This window comes from Sphingomicrobium sp. XHP0239, assembly GCF_039555325.1.
Taxonomy (GTDB): Bacteria; Pseudomonadota; Alphaproteobacteria; order Sphingomonadales; family Sphingomonadaceae; genus Sphingomicrobium; species Sphingomicrobium maritimum.
This window is the reverse complement of the sequence record NZ_CP154608.1, coordinates 602,514-624,588: the sequence shown is the minus strand read 5'-3', so window position 1 is coordinate 624,588 and position 22,075 is coordinate 602,514. Positions and strand designations below refer to the sequence as shown.

General features: G+C 64.3%; 23 protein-coding genes. 18 read left to right on the top strand and 5 right to left on the bottom strand.

Annotated features, from left to right (window positions below):
- Positions 1-100 precede the first annotated feature (100 nt).
- The 18 genes from WJT74_RS03170 (at position 101) to WJT74_RS03085 (ending at position 16,882) form a co-directional block, all read left to right on the top strand.
- Entirely contained in the window at positions 101-871 is a 771-nt protein-coding gene (locus WJT74_RS03170; RefSeq protein ID WP_343346778.1) for a DUF2569 domain-containing protein, read from the top strand.
- Between the two features lie 424 nt (positions 872-1,295).
- On the top strand, positions 1,296-1,478 hold the full coding sequence (locus tag WJT74_RS03165) for a Flp family type IVb pilin (protein ID WP_343346776.1): 183 nt from the start codon (positions 1,296-1,298) through the stop codon (positions 1,476-1,478).
- Positions 1,479-1,616: 138 nt separating this feature from the next.
- Positions 1,617-2,549 (top strand): Flp pilus assembly protein CpaB, encoded by a 933-nt coding sequence (cpaB, locus tag WJT74_RS03160; RefSeq protein WP_343346774.1) that lies wholly within the window; start codon positions 1,617-1,619, stop codon positions 2,547-2,549.
- Complete coding sequence (locus WJT74_RS03155; protein WP_343346772.1) at positions 2,539-4,074, top strand: type II and III secretion system protein family protein; 1,536 nt, start codon at positions 2,539-2,541, stop codon at positions 4,072-4,074. Before cpaB ends, WJT74_RS03155 begins: the two co-directional genes overlap by 11 nt.
- The gene (locus tag WJT74_RS03150) at positions 4,064-4,357 is read left to right on the top strand and encodes a hypothetical protein (RefSeq protein ID WP_343346769.1); all 294 of its coding nucleotides are present in this window, start codon (positions 4,064-4,066) and stop codon (positions 4,355-4,357) included. The genes WJT74_RS03155 and WJT74_RS03150 overlap by 11 nt, the downstream gene beginning before the upstream one ends.
- A 58-nt stretch (positions 4,358-4,415) precedes the next feature.
- Positions 4,416-6,131, top strand: a complete 1,716-nt coding sequence (locus tag WJT74_RS03145; RefSeq protein ID WP_343346767.1) for a pilus assembly protein TadG-related protein — start codon at positions 4,416-4,418, stop codon at positions 6,129-6,131.
- Positions 6,128-6,670, top strand: coding sequence for a TadE/TadG family type IV pilus assembly protein (locus tag WJT74_RS03140; protein ID WP_343346765.1), 543 nt, complete (start codon positions 6,128-6,130; stop codon positions 6,668-6,670). Before WJT74_RS03145 ends, WJT74_RS03140 begins: the two co-directional genes overlap by 4 nt.
- A complete protein-coding gene (locus WJT74_RS03135) occupies positions 6,667-7,290 on the top strand; it encodes a TadE/TadG family type IV pilus assembly protein (RefSeq protein WP_343346762.1) in 624 nt (207 codons plus the stop codon). The genes WJT74_RS03140 and WJT74_RS03135 overlap by 4 nt, the downstream gene beginning before the upstream one ends.
- Before the next feature lie 13 nt (positions 7,291-7,303).
- Entirely contained in the window at positions 7,304-8,500 is a 1,197-nt protein-coding gene (locus WJT74_RS03130; RefSeq protein WP_343346759.1) for an AAA family ATPase, read from the top strand.
- Between the two features lie 3 nt (positions 8,501-8,503).
- Positions 8,504-9,904 carry a CpaF family protein gene (locus tag WJT74_RS03125; protein ID WP_343346756.1) on the top strand — a complete coding sequence of 467 codons (1,401 nt, stop codon included), beginning with the start codon at positions 8,504-8,506 and terminating at the stop codon, positions 9,902-9,904.
- The gene (locus tag WJT74_RS03120) at positions 9,901-10,905 is read left to right on the top strand and encodes a type II secretion system F family protein (RefSeq protein ID WP_343346753.1); all 1,005 of its coding nucleotides are present in this window, start codon (positions 9,901-9,903) and stop codon (positions 10,903-10,905) included. The genes WJT74_RS03125 and WJT74_RS03120 overlap by 4 nt, the downstream gene beginning before the upstream one ends.
- Before the next feature lie 16 nt (positions 10,906-10,921).
- On the top strand, positions 10,922-11,887 hold the full coding sequence (locus WJT74_RS03115) for a type II secretion system F family protein (protein ID WP_343346750.1): 966 nt from the start codon (positions 10,922-10,924) through the stop codon (positions 11,885-11,887).
- 11 nt (positions 11,888-11,898) lie between these two features.
- Positions 11,899-12,909 (top strand): tetratricopeptide repeat protein, encoded by a 1,011-nt coding sequence (locus WJT74_RS03110; protein WP_343346747.1) that lies wholly within the window; start codon positions 11,899-11,901, stop codon positions 12,907-12,909.
- Positions 12,910-12,998: 89 nt separating this feature from the next.
- Complete coding sequence (locus WJT74_RS03105; protein ID WP_343346745.1) at positions 12,999-13,697, top strand: tetratricopeptide repeat protein; 699 nt, start codon at positions 12,999-13,001, stop codon at positions 13,695-13,697.
- Positions 13,694-14,179 (top strand): A24 family peptidase, encoded by a 486-nt coding sequence (locus tag WJT74_RS03100; protein ID WP_343346743.1) that lies wholly within the window; start codon positions 13,694-13,696, stop codon positions 14,177-14,179. Before WJT74_RS03105 ends, WJT74_RS03100 begins: the two co-directional genes overlap by 4 nt.
- A 220-nt stretch (positions 14,180-14,399) precedes the next feature.
- On the top strand, positions 14,400-14,747 hold the full coding sequence (locus WJT74_RS03095) for a D-Ala-D-Ala carboxypeptidase family metallohydrolase (RefSeq protein ID WP_343346740.1): 348 nt from the start codon (positions 14,400-14,402) through the stop codon (positions 14,745-14,747).
- Positions 14,748-14,923: 176 nt separating this feature from the next.
- The gene (locus tag WJT74_RS03090) at positions 14,924-15,706 is read left to right on the top strand and encodes a mechanosensitive ion channel domain-containing protein (RefSeq protein WP_343346737.1); all 783 of its coding nucleotides are present in this window, start codon (positions 14,924-14,926) and stop codon (positions 15,704-15,706) included.
- 180 nt (positions 15,707-15,886) lie between these two features.
- Complete coding sequence (locus tag WJT74_RS03085) at positions 15,887-16,882, top strand: LLM class flavin-dependent oxidoreductase (protein ID WP_343346733.1); 996 nt, start codon at positions 15,887-15,889, stop codon at positions 16,880-16,882.
- Positions 16,883-16,950: 68 nt separating this feature from the next.
- On the opposite strand, the gene WJT74_RS03080 is transcribed toward WJT74_RS03085, so the two are convergent.
- The 5 genes from WJT74_RS03080 to WJT74_RS03060 are packed head-to-tail and all read right to left on the bottom strand — an operon-like array spanning position 16,951 to position 22,021.
- Positions 16,951-17,520, bottom strand: a complete 570-nt coding sequence (locus WJT74_RS03080) for a nucleotidyltransferase family protein (protein ID WP_343346730.1) — start codon at positions 17,518-17,520, stop codon at positions 16,951-16,953.
- Positions 17,510-18,361, bottom strand: a complete 852-nt coding sequence (locus tag WJT74_RS03075; RefSeq protein ID WP_343346728.1) for an XdhC family protein — start codon at positions 18,359-18,361, stop codon at positions 17,510-17,512. Before WJT74_RS03075 ends, WJT74_RS03080 begins: the two co-directional genes overlap by 11 nt.
- Entirely contained in the window at positions 18,358-20,547 is a 2,190-nt protein-coding gene (locus WJT74_RS03070) for a xanthine dehydrogenase family protein molybdopterin-binding subunit (protein WP_343346726.1), read from the bottom strand. The genes WJT74_RS03075 and WJT74_RS03070 overlap by 4 nt, the downstream gene beginning before the upstream one ends.
- The gene (locus tag WJT74_RS03065; RefSeq protein WP_343346723.1) at positions 20,544-21,530 is read right to left on the bottom strand and encodes an FAD binding domain-containing protein; all 987 of its coding nucleotides are present in this window, start codon (positions 21,528-21,530) and stop codon (positions 20,544-20,546) included. Before WJT74_RS03065 ends, WJT74_RS03070 begins: the two co-directional genes overlap by 4 nt.
- Positions 21,527-22,021 carry a 2Fe-2S iron-sulfur cluster-binding protein gene (locus WJT74_RS03060; protein ID WP_343348065.1) on the bottom strand — a complete coding sequence of 165 codons (495 nt, stop codon included), beginning with the start codon at positions 22,019-22,021 and terminating at the stop codon, positions 21,527-21,529. The genes WJT74_RS03065 and WJT74_RS03060 overlap by 4 nt, the downstream gene beginning before the upstream one ends.
- Positions 22,022-22,075: the final 54 nt, after the last annotated feature.

Genomic DNA, 22,075 nt, shown 5'->3' with positions numbered 1-22,075 from the left:
CGAACCACGTTCACCCTCGGACTCGGCAATCATGCTTTATCCTTCGTTAAGGGTTCGGGTCTAGCGCCATAGGAAACCGACCGCCCGGGAGCCCACCATCATGCTCGCCAGTCTGCCAATATCGCTCGCGCGCCGTGCCGAGTCGCTCCACGCCTCGCTGGAACGCAACCTGCCGATGCTCATGGCGATCTGGGTCGTGCTGGCGCTGTGCGGCGGGGCGCTTCGCGTATCGATCAATCCGGTGGGCAGCGGCGGTGCGGGGCTGGGCACGATCGCACCCTACCTCCTGCTGATGGGCGCCCCGATCGTTTCGATGGCCTTGGCATTGCGATGGTTCGCGGACGGCGATCGTCTGCCCCAGCCGGACTGGCGGATCGCGCGCATCGGCCGATGGCGCGACGTGGACCTCTCCACCGCGAGAGGGCACCGCCTCTACGGCACCACCGGAATCATGGTCAGCCTGCTGGTCGGTATGTTGATGAACGTGCCGATGCGGGCCGCCGAATATCTCGTCGCGATACCCGCCATCCTGGCCGACGTCCCCAATTGGCTCGCGACGCTGCATTTCCTGATGACGCTCGACGTGGTGCTAATGCCCTCGCTCTACGTCATCGCCTTCGTCGCCGCGCTTCGCCGCGTGCCATTGTTCCCGCGCCTGCTCGCGACCGTCTGGCTCGTCGACATGACGCTTCAGCTCGTCATCGCGGACCGGATTGCCGCGACCGACCTCCCGCCCGAGGTCGCGGCCTCGCTGACGACGCTGCTCGATGCCAACGTGAAGAAGGTCATGATCAGCGTCGCGCTGTGGGCGCCCTACCTGATCTTCTCGAAGCGGGTGAACGTCACCTATCGGCATCGCGTGCCGGCCTGAACGATCCGATAGCGGCTTTCTCGCTCCGAGTCGGGTACCCGACGCAAGCTTGGACGGCGCAAACCGCTGCATCCAAAGCACAAACTGTCCCAAATCGGTACGCATTGCCGCGCGGACCCGTCAAAGCCCGCGCTGGGCGTATCCCATTCGATTCATAGCCGAATTAACGAAAAATAAACTTTGTTTCGAACGGAACAAAATCGAGTTTGTTAACCCGCGGCAAACAAACAGGGTTGACGGATTTTAACACAGGTTCATGCTGTAGGTCATCCGAAGTGCTTGGAGTTCAACCGGTTTCGGTTGGTCGTGTTCGGATGTTTCGCGTCCGAACATGGTTTGGCTCCCGGCCCCTCGGGTTTCGTAACGGCAGTCCCCCCGGGGTTCCGGGTTGGGGGTGCCGGAGACAAAAGTAGGGGACTGAACAATGACGAACTTCATGAACATGCTGCGCGACGAAAGCGGCGCCTCGGCGGCCGAATATGCGCTGATCCTTGCCATTATCGGTTCGGTGATCGCCGTTGCGGCGATCGGTCTGGGTGGATCGATCGGCAATGCGATGGACGAAGCGTCCGAGTGTATCGATTCCGACGGCGTGACCTGCGACTAGTCGTCCGAAGATGGGCGACCCATGTCTCCGGGTGTGGGTCGCCCATTTCATTTCGGCACGCAAAAGCTGCGCGCATTAGCCAAAATGGAATAACTCTGATATAACAAACCAAATCAGTGTTTGGGGGGATGCTGCAAGATGAGACGCCAATCGATCATCGCTCTGTCGATCGCCATCGTGCTCGGCCTCGTCGCGGTCTTCCTCGCCAACAGCTATTTCACCGCCCGCGAAAATTCGATCAACCAGTCGAACGTCGCGATGACCCGCGTCGCGATCGCCGCCGGTCCCCTTGCCTACGGGCAGGAAGTGACCCCCGATCGCGTCCGCTGGGCCGAATTCCCGTCCAACAGCCTGCCCGCAGGCGTCTATACGACCGAAGACGCGCTCTTCCCCGAGGGCCAGACGCGCCACGCGCTGCGCCAGATCGCCCTCAACCAGCCGCTCCTCGCCAGCGACCTGACCGGCGAGGGCCAGGGCGCCTCGATCGCCGCGACGCTGCCCGACGGCATGCGCGCCGCCACCGTCCAGATCAACGCCGTCTCGGGCGTCGCGGGCTTCATCAAGCCCAACGACACCGTTGACGTGCTCGTCACCCGCGCCAACGATGCGGGTACCGAACAGATCACCGACCTCCTGCTCCAGAACATCCGCGTCATCGCGATGGACCAGGACGCGCAAGGCCAGAGCGACGCGCCCGCCGTATCGAGCACCGCGACGCTCGAGGTCTCGCCCATCGAAGCGCAGAAGCTCGCCCTCGGCCAGCAGTTGGGCTCGCTCAGCCTCGTGCTTCGCAAGCCCGGCATCGAACAGGATTCCGGGATGCAGCGCACCATCAGCATTGATGACCTGCGCTACGAGATGACGGGCGAAGCCGTGCGCCGCGCCGCGCCGCCGCAGCGCACCAGCGTTTCCCGAGCCAGCGCGCCGCGGCCCGCGCGCCGCCCGGCCCGCCAGCCGACTGCATCGCGGCCCGCGCCGCCTCCCCCGCCGCCGCCACCACCGGCGCCCAAGGTGGAAGTGACGCGCGGGCTTTCATCGACGACGTACGAGGTGGGGGATTATGATCGCTAGGACGCTAAGGACGGCGCTTCTCGCCGGCACGCTCGGATGGGGCGCGACCGCCTGGGTCGCCCCCGCCCATGCCCAGGTCTCGATGCAGACCGACCGAGTCCATGCGGGATCGCTGTCGATCCCGGTCAACAAGAGCGAGGTGCTCGAACTCGACCGTCCCTACGCCCGTGCACTCGTGGGCAATCCCGAAGTCGCGGACGTGCTGCCGCTGTCGGACCAGGGCCTTTACGTCCTCGGACGCTCGATGGGCACGACCAGCCTTACCCTGTTCGACGCGCGCGACCGGCTGATTGCAGTCGTCGACGTCGCGGTCGGTCCCGACGTGATGGGGCTGCGCCAGCAATTGTCCGAGCTCATACCGGGCGACAGCATCGGTGCTCGGATGGTCAACGACAATGTCGTGCTCGAAGGCATCGTATCCTCGTCCATCTCCGCGGACCGGGCGATGCGCCTCGCCGCCGTCTATGCGGGCGAGGAGAACGTCATCAACATGATGTCGGTCGGCGCCTCGCAGCAGGTCATGCTGGAGGTGACCTTCTCCGAGGTCAGCCGCTCCGCGCTCAAGGACATCGGTTCGGGCCTGTTCGTCGGTAATGGCAATTTCAGTGCGGCAAGCGGCGTAGGCGGCGCGGTGTCGCCCAGCCCCACCGGACCCGTCACCAGCATTTCCGAGATCGTCGACAGCTTCGGCGTCTTCACCGGCAGCCTGACGCTGCTGGGCGCGCGGATCACCTCGGTGCTCGACGCGCTGGAGCGCAAGGGGCTGGTGACGACGCTGGCCGAACCGACGCTTGTCACCCTGTCGGGCGAACCCGCGACCTTCCTTGCGGGGGGCGAATTCCCGATCCCCGTCTTCCAGGGCGGCGGCGGCGACGACGACAGCCGCGGTATCACCGTCGAATTCAAGCAGTTCGGCGTCAGCCTGGCCTTCACGCCGACCGTGCTCGCCGACGGGGTCATCAACCTCGTCGTCGCGCCCGAGGTCAGCTCGATCGACCCCTCTGCCTCGGTCACGGTGAACGGCCTTGTCGTGCCCGGCCTTTCGACCCGCCGCGCCGAAGCCGTAGTCGAGCTTCGCGACGGGGAAAGCTTCGCGCTGGCGGGGCTGCTGCGCACCGACTTCCAGACGACGGTCAGCCAATTCCCGATCCTCGGCAGCCTGCCGATCATCGGCTCGCTGTTCCGCTCGACCCGGTTCCAGAAGAATGACAGCGAACTCGTGATCGTCGTGACGCCGCGGCTGGTTCGTCCGCAACCGGCGGGCAGCTATCGCTATCCCACCGACACCGCGATCCCGCCCGACGAGCTCGACCTGTTCCTGCTCGGTCGGACCGACGGCGCGACTGCGGCAATTCCGGATCCGACCGCGCCGGTGGCACCGGTCGCCAATCCGATCGGACAGCCGCCGCTCAATCGATCGCGCGACGGCGCCTATGCCGTCCCTCCCCCCGCCCCCGCCACGGGTCAGGGAATGGCGTCGATCGATCCATCCGCCATCGAACTGGAGGTCGGCCATGACTATTGAGAAAACGGCGCTTGCCGCCCTCCCCTTGCTGGCCCTCGCGGCCTGCGCGCCCGTCGATCACTCGTTCGGCGAGGCGACCGCCTGGAACAGGACGGTCCAGACGATCAATCCCGACGGCGTCGTTACGTCCGCCGATGCCGCTCAACCGGGCGACAATGCCGACGTCGCGGTCAATTCAGCCGAGGCCTATCGGGAAGGCTCGATCGAACGCGCCAGCGCCAGTTCTCGTGGCGGCAATGCGAACGGCAGCGTCGGAAGCGGCCAGGGCAACCCGCCGCGCTAGAGCGACAAGGAGATGGAAGGTGTCGATACGGAGACTTGCAACCTCGAATGACGGCGCTGTGGCGCCGATCCTCGGTGTGAGCGTCTTCGCCCTGGTTGCTGCTGGCGGCATCGCCTTCGATTATGCGCGCCTCGCCACGCTCGACACCGAATTGCAGAGCGCCGCCGATCAGGCCGCACTCGCCGCTGCGACGCAGTTGGACGGACAGGCGGACGCCATCGCCCGTGCCACCGCCGCCGCCGAGCATCTCGTCGGCAACGACACCTACCTCGCCGATGACGATGTGGGCATCGATATCGAGATCCTGCAGGTCCGCTTCTACGCCACGCAGGGGGCTGCCGAGGCCCACAACGGCACCGATTGCCCGACTGCCAGTACCACCGCCGACGATAGCGCTGCCAATTTCGTGTGCGTCCGAACCGTCACCCGTCGCGCCAACTTCGCGCTGACACCCGTTGTCGGCTCGCTCGGGGGCAACGCCCAGGCGATGGCCGTCGCAGGGATGGAAAGCGCGATCTGCAAGACGCCGCCCGTGATGATCTGCAACCCGACCGAACCCTCGACCAACACCGACGAATTGTTGGGTTACGATCCGGCGCGGGGCACCGGCTTGCGGCTCGTGACCGGCGACGCGACGGTTCCGGGCAACTTCGGTTGGCTCGAGGCGGGCGAAGGCAACGGCGCCCCCGCGCTCGGCGGCAATCTTGGCTGGAATACGCCGTCGGGCGTCTGCCAATCGACCGATGGCGTCACGACCAAGACCGGCATGACCGCCTCTGTCCTCGATGCCTTCAACACGCGCATGGACGTCTACGCCAACGGCAATTCCACCTGCCCGACGCAGAATGGCGGCGGGACCTGCTCCCCCTCGGTCAACACGCGCAAGGACCTCAAATGCGATGTCAACGGCGCGAACGCCACTGCCTGCAAGAATGCTGGCTCGTGGGAGTTCGACGCCGCGGACGCGTACGACCCCTACCTGCCCGACCGCGACGGGCCGGGCGACGACGGCATCATCTACAAGAACGCCGACGGGACGCGCATCTATAAGGACGAGGGCAAAGGCAATAAGGTCACCTGGCGCACCGAACCAAACGGTGGCGGGACCGTGGTCCCTGGGCCGGGAACCGCCAATTACACGCTGCGCGATTACGGGGCGTTCGACTCTTATCCCACCTTCATGGGCTATCCCCATGACAAGTGCCACAGCTCGCTCCGTTCGCGTCATACCTGCGGTGTGCAGGGATCGGGCCAGTGGGATGCCAACGCCTATTTCAAGGTCAATTACGGTGGCTGGACCGAGGCACAATGGCGTACCGCGCTCGGCTACAACACGGGCGCGCTCGCGAGCACGATTCCGGCGCGCTACGACGTCTACCGCTGGGAGATCGACAACAAGTCGGTCACCACCCCCATGGGCCTTCGCGGCATCGGCGTGTCGCAGGGCGGGTCGAGCAAAAAGGCATTCGGGATTCCCGCCACCGGGGCGGCAGGCGTCGATACAAACGTCGCGACCGGCCAGCCCGATCGCCGCCTCATCACGGTCGCGGTTCTCAACTGCCAGGCGCTCGGCATTAATGGTCATAAACCGAATGTGCCGGTCGCAGAATGGATCAACGTCTTCCTCGTCGAGCCTGCCATCAATCGAGGCACGGGTTCCAATCTGTATACCGACCAGAAGGACATTTACGTCGAGTATATCGAGAAGACGAAAGCATCCGCGAACGCGTTTGAAACGGTGGTGCGCCGTGACAAGCCGTATCTGGTCAAATGATGCGCGTTCGTCGCCTCTTTTCCGATACGGCCGGCACCGCCGCGGCGGAACTGGCGATGTCGCTACCCTTCGTGCTCGTGCTGGTCGCCGGCGCGTTCGAGATGGGGCATTATTTCTATTCCGAGCATCGCCTCGTCGAGGGCGTTCGCGACGCCGCGCGGTTCGCCGGGCGGCACGCGCAGAACCAGTACGACGGCAATTGCGGGACAACCCTTCCAGCGGACAATGACATCGTCACCGATGCCGAACTGATCGCGAGCAAGGGCACGCTCGATGCAACCGCCGACGATTTGCTGTGGGGTTGGAACCAGGGCGCCGCCGCTTTCACGATCTCCGTGGTCTGCGCGGCAACTGCCGACGATGGCGATGCTGCCACGGCGGACCAGACCATGGGCGGCATCTACCGCGACAGTACGGTCGGTGCACCGCTCGTCACCGTGACGGCATCGATCCCCCACCCCACCGTTTTCGGATATATCGGGGTGCCGCTGGGACTGACCCTCAACGCTACCTCGCAGTCTGCGGTGATGGGCATATGACGGGCATCCACCGGCTCTGGAACGATCGCACGGGCGGCACCGCGGCCGAGTTCGCGCTTGTCCTCCCGCTGCTCATTCTCCTCATCTTCGGCATCATCGATGGCGGTCGCTATCTGTGGGAAGTCAACCAGGCGAAGAAGGCGACGCAAATGGGCGTGCGTTTTGCCATCGTGACCGATCCGGTCGAGGCGGGGTTCATGTCGCAAAGCTATGTCGGGAAGACCGTGACGGTCGGTGGCGCTGTTCGCACCCTCACCCAAGGCGACGTCATTCCGCGCGAGGCGTTGGGCACGATCACCTGCGATGCGGATGGTTGCACGACCACCGGCATCGGCCTCGATTCCCCGTCGTTCGACAGCGACTCCTTCGCCGCGATCGTCGACCGGATGCGGTTGTTCGACCCCCGTATCGGGGATGCGAACGTGGAGGTGGCATACAGCGGCTCGGGCCTCGGCTTTGCCGGCGATCCGAATGGACCGGATCTTGCCCCCCTCGTCACCGTATCGCTCACGGGCATGACGTTCTCGCCCATCTTCACCCTCCAGCTGTTCGACGTGCCCATCCCCCGGGCTTCCTCCTCACTGTCGGCGGAGGATTTCGCCGGTACGACATCGAATTGATCCGGAAAGCGACGTGACCCGATTGGACCATCAGCAAAGCGATCGACCCGGTTTCCAGCCGTCGGTGCGCCCGTCCGCGCTGCGATTGTACCTGTTCGACCCGGCGGCGGGTGCGATGGCGTCGGACGCGGTTGTCGGCTTCTCGATCGACTATTTCTCGATCCAGTCGTCGGCAGAAGTGCGCGCAGAAGACCTGAAGGGAGCGGGAGCGGTGGTCATTCAGCTGCGCCCCGACGATCCCCAGGCAGTCGCCACGTTCACTCGGCTGCGCGAGAGCAGCGACGTGCCGCTGCTCGTCGCTGCTTACGACCCGCCCCTCGCCTTCGTGCGACAACTCGTGCGCGCCGGCGCCCATGACGTCATTCCCCTTCCCCTCGAACGCGAAGACCTCGAGGCCAGCCTGGCCCCCGTTCGCAACGCGATCGACGCGGCCTCGGACTCGCCGAAGCTTGGCGCGTCGCGCTTCGTCTGCACCATTCGCAGCGAAGGCGGCATCGGCGCTACCGCGCTGACGACGCAGCTAGCCACCCGCCATGCTGCCACCGAGGCCGAGGCAGGCCGAACCGCTTGCCTGATCGATTTCGATCTACAGTTCGGCGACGCGGCCTTCCAGCTCGGCATGACCCCCAGTCTGACCCTTGCGGATCTCATCGCGGCCGGATCGCGGGTCGACCGCGACCTCCTGTCGACGATTGCGAAACCCCATTCCAGCGGGCTCCACGTCCTCGCCGCACCAAAGGACATCGTGCCGCTCGACCTGCTGACGCCCGATCGGGCGATCGCACTTCTCGAGCTGGCGATGGATCAATATGACACGGTCTTCGTCGACCTGCCGGCGAACTGGACCGATTGGTCGCTGTCGCTGCTGGCGCGCGCCGATCTCGTCCTTCTCGTCACGGGGCTCAGTGTCCCCAGTCTTTCTCGCGCCCGCCGCCAGCTCGATCTCATCGAGCAGCAGTCACTTGGGACGCTCGATATCCGCATCATCGTCAATCGCTTCGAAAGCGGCCTTTTTCGCAATGTCGATCGCAGCGATCTGCAGCGGGTTCTGGGCCGAGAGGCGGATTTCACCGTAGTGCGCGAAGACGAGGTGATGAACGAGACGATCGAACTCGGCGTCCCGATGAACGAAGTGCGGCGCCGTTCACGGCTGTCCAAGGATCTCGACGCGCTTGGCCAAGGCGTCGCCGCGGCCCTGGGGGAGCGCTGAGCCATGTGGAACATCAAACGACCGCAAGAACAGCGTCCGGCACCCCTTCCCGAGGATGACGACGGCGTCGCCGCTCCCGCCTCGTCCCCCGCGCCGGATACGATAGACAGCGAAACACCAGTCGCTGAATTCGACAGCAGCATCGCGCTCAAGGTCGAACTTCACCAGCGGCTTCTCGATCTGATCAACCTGTCGGCACTCGACAGTATGTCGCGCGAACAGGTTGCGGACGAAATCGGATCGATCGTCGCCGAAGAACTCGCAAAGCAGAGCCACGCGCTCAACACGGGCGAACGCGAGCGGCTCACCGAAGACGTGCTCGACGAACTGCTGGGCCTCGGACCGCTGGAGCCGCTGCTGAAGGATCCGTCCATCAGCGATATTCTCGTCAATGGCCACGACAACGTCTATGTCGAGCGGCACGGTCGCCTCGAGCGGACACGGGTGCATTTCAAGGACGAGAGCCACCTCGTTCGCATCATTCAGAAGATCGTGTCGGCAGTGGGAAGGCGGATCGACGAATCCTCTCCGATGGTCGATGCGCGCCTTGCCGACGGAAGCCGAGTCAACGCGGTCGTCCCTCCGCTCGCGCTCGACGGTGCCCTTCTCTCGATCCGAAAGTTTGCGAAGGTTCCAATCGATCTCGAGAAGCTGGTCGATATCGGCTCGCTCCCCGCGGAAGTCGCCGAGGTGCTGACAGCAGCGGTGATCGCCAAGCGAAACATCATCATCTCGGGCGGCACCGGTTCGGGCAAGACGACGATGCTCAACGCGCTCTCGCGTTACATTGATTCGTCGGAGCGTATCGTCACGATCGAGGACAGCGCCGAACTCCAGTTGCAGCAGGATCATGTCGCCCGGCTCGAAACGCGCCCACCCAATATCGAAGGTCGTGGCGAAGTATCGGCCCGTGACCTCGTCAAGAACGCGCTGCGTATGCGGCCCGACCGGATCATCGTCGGCGAGGTCCGTGCTGGCGAGGCGTTCGACATGCTGCAGGCGATGAACACCGGGCACGAGGGGTCGATGACGACCATCCATGCCAACAGCCCCCGCGACAGCATCTCGAGACTCGAACAGATGATCGGCATGAGCGGGATCGACATCCCCGAACGCTCGAGCCGCTCGCAGATCGCCTCGGCGATCAACCTGGTCGTTCAGATCTCGCGTCTGCTCGATGGGCGTCGGCGACTGATAAGCGTGAGCGAAATCACCGGCATGGAGGGGGACGTCATCCAGCTTCAGGAAATCTTCCGCTTCAAGAAGACCGGCACCAATGAAGATGGAACGGTCGAGGGACATTTCGAAGCCACCGGCATTCTCCCCCGCTTCCTCGATGTGGCAGCCGCCCACGGCGTCACACTTTCGAATGAACTCTTCCGGCCCGATCGGAGCTTCCAATGATCGCATCGGGCGTGCTGCGGATCATCGTGCTCATCTTCATCTTCGCCGCCACGGTGATCCTCGTCGAATATTCCGCGCGCGCGATCGCGCGGCGGCGCGGGACGGGCCGAGCGATCAACAAGCGGCTCGAACTGATCGAACGCGGCATGTCGCGCGAGGAGGCCGCTGTGGCCCTACGACGCGAACGTCGCGGCGAGTTCGACAATCTTCCCGCGTTCGTGGAGGGCCCCGGTCGAAAGCTCGAAAAGCTCATGTACCAGGCAGGTCTCACCAGCGCGCCGATGCAACTCGTGCTGCTCCTGATGGCGCTACCGGTTATCCTGTTCGTCCTTTTTCTGGCGGTCGGCTATTTTCTCGGCATGGGAATGGGCGCGGGACGGATCATCCTGTTTCTGGCGGCCGCCCTGTGCTTCGGCCTCGCGCTGCCACTGATCATTCTGAACATGCGGGCCGGCAAGAGGCGCCGAAAGATCGAGGAACAGTTCCCGATCGCGCTCGACATCTTCGTGCGCGGCCTTCGCGCGGGCCATCCGATCGCTGCCGCGCTCGAACTGCTGACGGTGGAGATGAGCGATCCGATCGGGACGGAATTCGGCCTGATCGTCGATGAAACGACCTACGGCGGCGATTTTCGCGATGCGCTCGACGACTGCGCCGACCGCTGGGACCTCGACGACATGCGCATGTTCGTCACCAGCCTGTCGATCCAGCAGGAAACGGGCGGCAATTTGGTCGAAATTCTCGAGAATCTCAGCAAGGTCATTCGCGAGCGCCATGCGCTCTACCTGAAAGTCCGGGCGCTTTCGTCCGAAGGCCGGATGACCGCCATCATCCTGTCGTTCCTGCCGCTGGGTGCCTTCATGTTGATCTTCATGCTGAAGCCCGGCTTCTTTCTCGACACCGCGGACGATCCGATCTTCGCTCCGGCATTCGTCGGATTGGCGGTGCTCTGGGTGCTCGGAGTGCTGATCATGCGCAAGATCATCGACATCAAGGTCTGAAGGGAGCGGCGAGACGATGATCGACTATTTCAGCGCAAACGAATTTGCCCGCTACGCAATCCTCGCGATGATCTTCTTCGCGGTGGTACTCGTCATCATGCTGGCTGGCTCGCGGATCGGGCAACGTCAGTCCGTGCGCGCCCGGATACGCCCCGCCGAAATCGCGCGCTCGGGAAAAACCGCCGCGACCCTCCGAGCCGACCGGGCGCAGGGTCGTTGGGTCCGTCTCGTCAATTCGATCGAGAAAAGCGGGCTTTCGCTCGTCGATACGAAGGATGCGACGCTTCGTCGCCGACTGCTCGAAGCAGGCTATACCTCGCCCGCCGCACCCCGGGTCTATACCCTGATCCGGTTCGTTCTCGTTCTCGCCCTCCCGGCGCTCGTCGTCACGTGGATGTGGGCGGTGGGAGGTATCGACCAGCTCGTAAAGCTCTATGTGGGCGGCGTGATCGCTGCGCTATTCGGCCTCTACGTACCCTCTCTCCTCGTCACCATTCGCGCGGACCGTCGGCGTGAGGAAATGCAGAATGGCTTCCCCGACGCGCTCGACCTGATGTTGGTCTGCGTCGAGGCGGGCCTCGGGCTCGAAGCAGCCTTCAACCGTGTGGGCATGGAAATGGCGACGTCGCATCCGCTGCTGGCGGAACAGTTCGCCGCCGTGACGCTCGAGATGCGGGCCGGCCGTAGTCGTGAGGACGCGCTCCGGCGGATGGCTGATCGGGCGGGCGTTGACGATATCCGCGCATTCGCCACACTGCTCATCCAGTCGACCAAGCTCGGATCCTCGATCGCGGCGACGCTGCGCACCTACGCCGCCGAGATGCGGGAGAAGCGGAAACTACGAGCCGAAGAACGGGCGCACCGTGTGCCCGTGCTCCTCTCGATGCCGCTCGTCGGATGCATGCTTCCGGCAATGATCGGCGTGCTGATGATTCCCGCCGTTATCCGCGTCGTGCGCAACCTTCTGCCGGCGCTCGGATAGGAGAAGACGTGATGCACCGTTCGCTCGCCCTGACGCTCGTTCTTGCGGCCGGAACGGCTGCCTGCACGACGCCGACAACGCAGATCCGAATGATCCAGCAGCCACTCCAGGCGGGCAATCTGGCTGCCTCGGATCGGATTGCCGAAGGAAACGCGATGATGCGCCTCGGCAACGTCGGTCTCGCGATCGAAGCCTATCGGCGTGCGCGTCGGGCGGAACCCGACAATCCCGACGTATACGTCTTGCTGGCTGCAGCATACGACCGGATGGGGCGGACGGACCTTGCCGCCACGAACTACGAGCAGGCGTTGGCACTGGCACCGCACCGCCCGGACCTCTACGTCGCGCTGGCCCATACGCTCAGCCGCGCCAATCGTCCGGAAGAGGCGCGCGCCCTCCTTCTCGAAGCCGAGAACCGTCGCGTCGCTTCGGGTCTCGAATCGGCCCCCGTCGACGACGGGGCACTCACGCAGTTGGCGCGACAGGTCGACGAACAGGAACGTCGGCTGGCTCAAGCCGCCATTACCCGGCGCGTGAAACCCGTTCGATCGCCCGACGTCGGTCCCCGTCTGGTACCATCGGGAAGGGCGACGACCAAACTGGTCACCCGCGAAACACCGATCTGGCCCAAGCGCGACGAGAAGGCGCCGGCGCTGGTAATCGCTGCGACGAAGCCGAACGATGACCCGGTACCGCATTCCCCGATCGAGAAGATCAGCGCGCTCTCGCCCGAAGCAAGCGGGATATCGGAATCTGCTCTTCCGACGCTTGCGAGCACATCGGATCCGGTAACAGTCGGGACCGGCCATGCTAGTGCCATCCCGGACGCGCAGAAATCGCTCGAGGTCGCCCCAGAAATGGCGCGCTTGATCGAGACCGTCACGCTCGATGACGATGTCATTGCCATGCTGCTGGAAGACAATCTGATCGACCACGACGACGTTGCGACGCTACGATTGGCCCAGGCGGCTCGCGGTGCGATCGTACCGCCGCTTCGTGGTCTCGTCTGGTGCGACAGATGAGGGCACCGATCCTGCTGTCGATCGCACTGGCCTTGGCACCCGCGGCAGATTTGCTCGACGAGGCACGGGTTTCATTGACCGCGGGCCGATTGCAGCAGGCCGATGCACTTCTGCGCCAAGCCGCGTCGGAAGGCGCGGACCCGGAGGCGCTCGACGAGGTCACCGCCGACCTCGCCTACGCTCGTGGCGATCATCCCCGCGCTCTCGCGTCGTACATGGTTCGACTGCACCAAACGCCCGAGGATCAGCGCCTGTTGGAACGCGCGGCCATGGCTGCGATGAAGGCGGGCCGCGACGATGCGGCCCCACTTCTGGAGCGAGCGTGCGCTTCAACGGCCGCAAGCTGGGTCGTACTCAACGGTTGCGCGGTATCTTCCGATCGAGAACGCGATTTTGCCGCCTCCACCGGCTTCTACCAAAGGGCGATCGCCCTCCGTCCGGAGAATGCGACACTGTACTCCAACCTCGGTTGGTCCCTCATGCTTCAGGGACGTTGGCGCGAAGCGCGCGCGCCGCTCGTGAAGGCGCTTGTGCTGGAACCGCGTCATGCTCGAGCACAGAGCAATCTCGATCTCCTCGACTTGGTCGATGCCCGATCGCTTCCGGTTCGTGAGCCGGGCGAGACCGATGAGGACTATGCGCGCCGGCTGAACGACGCGGGGATCGCGGCGGCCGCGCGAGGCGAGCGGGATCGGGCGATTGTGGCCTTCGCCCACGCAGTCGAAGTCCGCCCCATCTACTACGAAAAAGCCGCGGCCAACCTTGCTGCGGTGGAGGAGCCCCGGTGAATCTGATCGGCAATTCCCCGGGCTGGGCATTCGTCCTCTTTGCGATCCTCTTGACGATTGCGGCCGGCCAAGACGGCTATCGGCAAAGGATCTCCAACGTGCTCGTCATCGCACTGCTCGCCGCAGGCATTGCGGTGTCGGTTCTTTCGGGGGTGGAGAAGGCGCTCTGGATGAATGCCGCCATTCTCATTCCCATCCTGATGGTGGGAAGCGTGGCTTTTTCCAGAGGCGTGCTGGGCGGCGGGGATGTCAAGTTACTGGCTGCCACCGCATTTTGGTTCACCCCTGCGGACCTGCTCGTCTTTCTTCCCGCGGTCGCCATCGCGGGAGGATTGCTGGTCGTGGTATGGTTGCCGATCCGCATGGCCCGGACGAACGCGGGGACGCGATCGACGCTTCGGGAAAGGACCCTACCCTACGGGATTGCGATCGCACTCGGCGGGATAGTGGCCGGCGCGATCGTGAGAGGACTGTTCGGATGATCCCCCCGGAGACGGGTCGCGACGGCCGTTCGGAACGACGGAGGAGCGGATGATATGTCTCTCCTTGTTCGTCAGCTTGGCTGCCGCCGTGGGTTTCGAGGCTGCGCCGCCACCCGCACCCGCCGAGAAAGCTCCGTCCACCTTTCGGATCGTCACGGCGCCGGGGCCTCGAAAGCCCGAAACCACTCCCTTGTCGACAGGTGCAGCGGCGGAGTTTCGAATGGCTGACGCCGTCTCCATCGGCGAACGCTGGGGGCGCGTGACCTCCACCTTCCGTACGCCCGATCACAATCGGCGGGTCGGCGGGGTGCGCAACAGCCACCATCTTCGCAACCGCGCGATCGACATCGCCCGCGCGCGCGGCGTTTCGCACCGACAGATCGAGCAGGCCTATCGGCAAGCCGGCTATGTTCTGGTCGAGAGCCTCGACGAAGGCGACCATAGTCACTTCGCGTTCGCCAACCGATCATCCCCGAAACCCGCTGATCCCGGCAATGCAGATCGTTCGGTAGAAGCCGCAACCGAACGGGATCGGTTTCGGATCGTCCTGGCCCCCGGCTCCCGATAGTCGTCTCCATCGAACGCCCTTCGCTCGTCGTGAGCGAAGATTTCGACCCTGCAATTCCTTGCCGCGGTGCGTTATGGCGCTTCGCAACCCATCGGGAAGCCCGATGCCGGTGCAGCTCCTATTTGTGGAAAAAGATGAATTTTCTATCCCAGAACGATTCTGCCTCGAGCGACGCGTTGGCATCGATCGCCCTCTTGCTCATTCTGTTCGGCCTTCGCCTCGTCGTCGGCCACACCCTGAAAGGCCGGGAAAATCTGCCCGGGCATGTCGTTCGCCGCTGGAGTGCGAATGTCCGGAATTTTCTGTTCCTCGTGGCCGTCGTCGGGTTGATGATGATCTGGGCCCCTCAACTGCGAACGTTCGCCTTGTCGCTGACGGCAGTTGTCGTGGCGATCGTGATCGCGACGAAAGAGATCATTCTGTGCCTTTCCGGGTCCGCGCTTCGCACCTTCACGAGGGCCTATTCGGTCGGCGACGTCGTTGAAATCGGGCAATCCAAGGGAGAGGTCATCGACATCAATCTTCTCGCCACCCGTTTGCGCGAGTTCGAACAGGCCGACGGATCGATTCTAGCGACAGGACGAACGATCATCCTGCCCCACAGTCTCTTGTTCGCCTCACCGGCGCGGGTCGTGCCGGAACTGGCGAAGGGGACTCGCCATCGTTTCGACATGACCTTCGAGCCGGAGATCGACATCTTTTCGTTGCAGTCCAAGATCGAAGGAGCCGCCAGGGCCTCACTCGATGCAAACAGGAGTCGAACCGACCGGCAGCGCGGCAAGACAGGGGCCGATCAGTCCCAGATCGTTTTCGACTACGGAACGACCGACCTCGGCAAATATCGGATCACCATCGAACTCATGGACGGCTCCGTAGACATGAGAAGCGCGGAAAACGCCATCGCCTGCGCGATCGGTTCCCTGGTGCATTCCGAGAGACCGGATCTACGCCGCGATTGAAAGGTGCCGTGACTCGCCGAACAAAATGCGGAAAACCCAACGCCGGCGGTTTGGAATTGAGTTTGATCGACGGAAATTGTCGCTTTCAATGGGCTGCCCGCGCGGAGACCTTACGGTTGTCGAGGGATGCCATCAGGCTCGCAGAATTGAATTCATCGCGCGACCGACCATCTTAGTCCCATGCCCAAACTTTCTGTCCTCGACCTGGCGCCCATCGTGGAGGGCAGCGATGCGGGCGAAGCGCTGCGTCAGTCGGCGGACTTGGCGCGGGCTGCGGAAAGATTGGGCTACACCCGCTACTGGATGGCGGAGCATCATTCCATGCCCGGAGTCGCGAGTGCCGCAACGGCCGTCGCGCTCGCTTTCGTCGGATCGCAGACCTCCACCATCCGGATCGGATCGGGGGGCGTGATGTTGCCCAACCATGCCCCGCTCATCATCGCAGAGCAGTTCGGAACTCTTGAATCGCTGTATCCGGGCCGCGTCGATCTCGGGTTGGGGCGTGCCCCCGGTACGGATCAGAGCGCGGCCTACGCCATGCGACGAAGCATGACATCGGACGAACGGCAATTTCCGAACGACGTCATGGAACTGATGGGATACTTCCGAGGTAGCCACGGACGCGTCCGGGCCGTTCCGGGTGAGGGCCTCGACATTCCCATCTATATCCTCGGCTCCAGCCTGTTCGGCGCGCAGCTGGCGGCGACCCTGGGCCTTCCCTACGCGTTCGCTTCGCACTTCGCGCCGCAGATGATGATGGAGGCGATCGATATCTACCGCCGTTCCTTCGAGCCCTCGGAACAGCTCGATCGGCCCTACGTCATGCTGGGTTTCAACGCATTCGTCGCGGATACCGATGACGAGGCGCAGTTGCTGGCGACATCGATCCAGCAGGCTTTCGTCGCCTTGCGAACGGGACAGCCGATGCAGTTGCCGCCGCCAAGTTCGGATTTCGTCGACACTCTATCGCCGTCGACACGCGCGACCCTTGAGAACGTGCTCTCCTGTTCGGCCATCGGCTCGTTGGAAACCGCCGAGCGAAACCTCAAGGAACTTGTCGAACGTACCGAAGCCGACGAGTTGATCGTGACCTCGCAGATCTACGATCATACGGCCCGCATTCGTTCGTTCGAATTCCTCGCGCAGGCCGCCGCAAACACCGGGTTGTTCGACTAGCCAGCGCTGCTAGGCCGATCGCTACTCGTCGGCCATTCGTGGCCAAAAGACGCGCTGCACCACAACGATCACCGCGGCCGCCGGTTTGCAGCGACAAGGTCGGCGGGCTCGTCGATATCCTTCAGCTCCCACCCATCATCCGGGTCCATCAGCGCGGCGTACGGCCAGTCCAGTGCCGCCGCACCCCGATCTCCGTGGAGCTGAAGCAGGCGGGAGAAGGCATGCCGCGGGAAGGCGGCGGGACTTCCGGGACGGCCATCCTGTTGCCGCGTGAAGATCACGCCTCCCGCATTCCCCAGTTGGTCGAGATGTTGCGCAGAGACGAACGGCATGTCGGCAAGCGCGATGACGATGCGTTCGTGCCCCGATGCCGCGCGGACGCCCGCCCGGATCGAACTCGCCATCCCGCTCTCCGCCTCCCGGTTGACGACAGACTGCCAACGGACGGGTCGTTCGATCACCAATTCCTTCGACGGAACGACGATGTATCGCGCATCGAACGACGCATACTCCCCGCTTTCCATCGTCGCCGTCAGGACGTCGCTGTCCCCCAGCGGGGCACGCAGTTTGTCGGCGCCGAACCGCCGCGATTGTCCGGCCGCCAGGAGGACGAGCGCGACCTTTCCGTCAGTCCCCATCGTGCATCGCATCGTAGTCGGCGAGGATTTCAGTCAGCGCGGACAGGGCGAGCAGGCGCGGCGTCCGGCACGATTCTACCACGCCGATCGGACTGCGGATCCTACCGATCGCTTCGGCGGATAGTCCACGCCGCTCCAATTCCACGATCCGGTCGGAGCGAGCACGAACCCCGCCCTGCGCACCGATGTAGAAGGCTTCGCTTTCCGTCGCTTCTTCCAGCAGCGCCAATTCCCACTCATGGTCGTGAAAGAGGAACACGCACGCGGTCCATCGATCCGCCGGCGGGAGCCTGCTCGGCTGGTGCAGCGCCAGAGCATCCTTGGTGAGCAGCGTCGTCGCAATATCGAGGCTCTCGGCAAGCCGGTTCAGAATCTCGGCTTCGGGCCCCGTCCCGAAAATCCGCACCTGCAACGCCGGAACGTAGGCGCGGCTCCTCAACGGTGGCACGGGGAGGTCCAGCGCGGCCGGTCGGCGATCCTTCAGCGCCGCGACGGCCCGCCGACACGCACCGACATCGGGCGTGGGATCCAGCAGGATGTCCAACCCACCCCCGCACGGCAGGCGGAAGTCGATCTTGTCCGACCCCTTCCCGTAGCGCCGCAGCTCGGGTGCCTCGATCGTGCGAACGTCGGTCCGCAATTGCTCTTCCAGACAGGTGTCGGCGAGGTCCCCGACGATTTCTCCATCCGCGCGCACCGCGAGCTGCGCCCCGCGCCGCCGCGAGAAGGCGCCGTCGATCCCGACGATCGTGCATAACGCAGTGCCCGCTTCGCACGCGGCGACGAGTGCCCGATGATCGGGGGCCGGCGCGTCGATGGTGTCGCTGTCGGTCCGGTTCACGCCGGCAAGGCGGCGATGACCAGGTCGGGTGTCATCGGGTAACGGTACAGGCGCGCCCCGCTGGCGTTGTAGATCGCGTTGGCGATCGCGGCGGCACCGCCGCACATGCCCAGTTCGCCGATCCCCTTAGCCTGAATCGGACTGGCGACCGGATCGCGCTCCTCGACCATCAGGACTTCGACATCGGGAATGTCGCGGTGGACGGGCACGTGATATTCGGCGAGGTCGCAATTGACGAGATGACCGTCGCGCGGATCGAACAGCAAGGCTTCCGTCAGCGCGGCTCCGATCGACCATGTGATCCCGCCGAGACATTGCGAGCGCGCGGTCTTCTCGTTGAGAACTCGTCCGAAACCGAACGCCCCCAGCATGCGATTGACGCGCGTTTCCCCGGTGAACCGGTTGACGCGAACCTCGGCGAAGAAGGCGCCGAAACCCGAAGCGGTATAATCGTCCTCGATGTCCCCCGGCTCGTAATGCCCGAAAATCGACAGGTCCGATCCTTCCAGCAGGTCGACGATCGACGGTCCGTCGACGACCTCGCCGTCCTTCAGCGACAGCGTGTCGGCCTCGACGCCGGCGCGCTCGGCCAGCGTTTCGCGCAGCGCACGGCATGCGACATAGACCGCCGATCCGATCGACGCCGCACCCCAGCTTCCGCCCGATCCCGGACCGCGAGGATGCTTCGTATCCCCAAGTTCGACGAGAACCTTGTCGATCGAAAGCCCGAGCATCTCGCCGGCGATCTGCGCAAGGATCGTATAGGTCCCGGTGCCGATATCGGTCATGTCGGTTTCGACCAGCGCGGTCCCGTCGGGCTTGAGCGTGACACGGGCCTTCGCCTCGTTGACGTTGTGAACACGGGCGGCCGACGCCATTCCCGTGCCGATCCACCATTCGCCGTCCTGACGCTGGCGCGGCTTGCGCGGCCCGCTGTCCCATCCGAACGCGTCGGCACCCTGCCGCAGACATTCCGCCAGCTTGTGGGAGGAAAAGGGCAGATCCTCCTCGGGATTGCGATCGGGAATATTCTTGAGCCGCAGTTCGACGGGGTCGATCCCCGCTTCCTCGGCCAGCTCGTCCATCGCAGCCTCGAGCGCGGGCATCCCCACCGCTTCGCCCGGCGCACGAACCGAGCCCGCGGTCATCCGGTGAATACGCGCGACCTTGAGCGCCAACTTGCGGTTTTCTCCGCCGTACAGAAAATGCGAACTCTGCAGCACGGGTTCGGCGAAACTTTCGCCCGGCAGATTGGACACGCGCGCCTCGTGGCCGAAGGCGTCGAGCGTTCCGTCCTCGCGGCATGAAAGGCGCAGTCGCTGTTTCGTTTCGGACCGGCGCATGATGCACTGAAACACCTGCTGGCGGCTCATGACGACGCGCACGGGTCGGCCCAGTTCGCGCGCCGCCAGTGCCGCGGCGACGACATCCTCGCTGATGCCGAGCTTGGAACCGAACCCCCCGCCGACATAGCGCGACACCAGGCGGACCTGTTCTTCCTCGATCCCCAACGCGTCGGCCAGTTCGGCGATGTTGAAGTTCAGCATCTGAAGCGAGGCATGCACGGTAACCTTGTCTCCGTCCCAGCTCGCGATCGCGGCGTGCGGCTCCATCGCGGCGGACGCATGCCCTTCGGTCTCGATCGTCAGGTCGACACTGTGCGACGCCGACGACATCGCCGTGTCGAGATCGCCCTGATCGACGCTTTCGTCGTCCTGCTCTTCGAGCTCGACCTTCGACGGATCGATCGGCGCGTCCTCTTTGACGTCATATTCGACGACCAGATGCTTGGCCGCATCGCGCGCCTGTTCGAAGGTCTCCGCCACCACCACTGCGATCGGTTGCCCCCAGTAGCAGACGGTCCGCGGGCTCTGCTGGGGTGCCTCGCCTGCCGTTCCCTGCGCGGCGCGGGTCGTCAAATCCTTGTGCGTGACCACGCCGATGACGCCCGGCATATCCCGGATCGAATTCTCGTCGATCGACGTCACTTCGCCGTGGGTGATGGTCGCGGTGACGAGCACGCCTTCCGCGACATTGTCGACCGGATATTCCGCAGCGTAGGGCGCGGTGCCGGTGGTCTTCGCCAGTCCCTCGACGCGGGACAGCGGTTTGCCGATTACGCCCTGCTTCATCGTGTCGAGCAGGTTGGTGTCGACCGGTTCGTCCTGTTTGAAATGCGCGCTCACAAGGCAGTCTCCGTGACGTTCGACAGGACGGCGGCAAGGGTACGCCGAGCGAGCGGGATCTTGAAATCGTTGTCGCCATGACCTTCGGCTTCCTCGAGAAGCAGATCGGCGGCTTCGTCGAAAAGCGCGGCCGACGGTGCTTTTCCGACGAGCAGATCGGACAGACGTGGGTCGTGCCATGGCTTGTGCGCGATCCCGCCGAACGCGAGATCGGCGCGAGCAATCTTGCCATCCTTCATGTCGACGATGGCGGCGACCGAAACGAGCGCGAAGGCGTAGGACGAGCGTTCGCGCACTTTCCGATAGACCTGCGTTCCTCGAACCGGCGGCGGTAGGGTGACGGCGGTGATGATGTCGCCTTTCTCGAGGACATTGTCGCGCCACGGCGTCTCTCCGGGAAGCCGGTGAAAGTCGCGCACCGGCACCGTCCGCTCCTCGCGATCCGCAGCCAGAATATGCACGACCGCGTCGAGCGCGCTCATGGCGACCGCCATGTCGCCGGGATAGGTCGCGATACATTCCTCGCTCGCCCCGAGGATCGCATGAAGCCGCGCGACCCCACCGATCGCTCCGCATCCCGATCCGGGCTCGCGCTTGTTGCAGGGCTGGTCGATATTGGTGAAATAATAACAGCGCGTGCGCTGGCACAGGTTGCCGCCCGTCGTCGCCTTGTTGCGCAATTGCTGGGTTGCACCGGCCAGGATCGCACGGGCGAGAACGGGATAGTCGCTCCGCACGCGCGCATGATTGGCGGTGTCCGTGTTGGTCACGAGCGCCCCGATCCGCAGTCCGCCGTCCTCGGTCTCCTCGATCGCGTCCAGCCCGAGCGGATTGACGTCGACGAGTGTTGCGGGCGTTTCGACCTGCAGCTTCATGAGGTCGATGAGGTTCGTTCCGCCCGCGATGGCGAGACTGTCGTCGGGCCGGGTCGACGATGCGGCATCCGATAGATCGGCGGCGCGATGATAATCGAACGGTTTCATCGGCTCTCCCCGTTCGCGACGTGCTCGATCGCCGCCAGGATGTTCGCATAGGCGCCGCAGCGGCACAGGTTGCCGCTCATCCGCTCGCGAATTTCTTCAGCACTGAATGTCATCTCGCCGTCGAGATCGTCACTCGCATCGCTCGGCATCCCGGCGCGAATTTCCTCGATCATCGCGGTGGCGGAGCAGATCTGACCGGGCGTGCAATATCCGCATTGATAGCCGTCGTGCTCCACGAACGCGCGCTGCAGGGCGGACGGCTCGTCGGGCGTGCCTAGGCCCTCGATGGTCTGGACGTCGTCCCCTTCGTGCATGACCGCCAGGCTGAGGCAGGAGTTGATCCGGCGTCCATCGACCAGCACGGTGCAGGCACCGCATTGCCCGTGATCGCAGCCCTTCTTGGTGCCGGTCAGTCCGCAATCGTGTCGCAGGAAATCGAGCAACGCGACACGGGGGTCGTCAGGAAGCGGATAGTCGGTCCCGTTCACCATGATGTTCTTTGGCACGATCGTCTCCTGCTGAAGCCTCAACAGTCACCGAGCCGC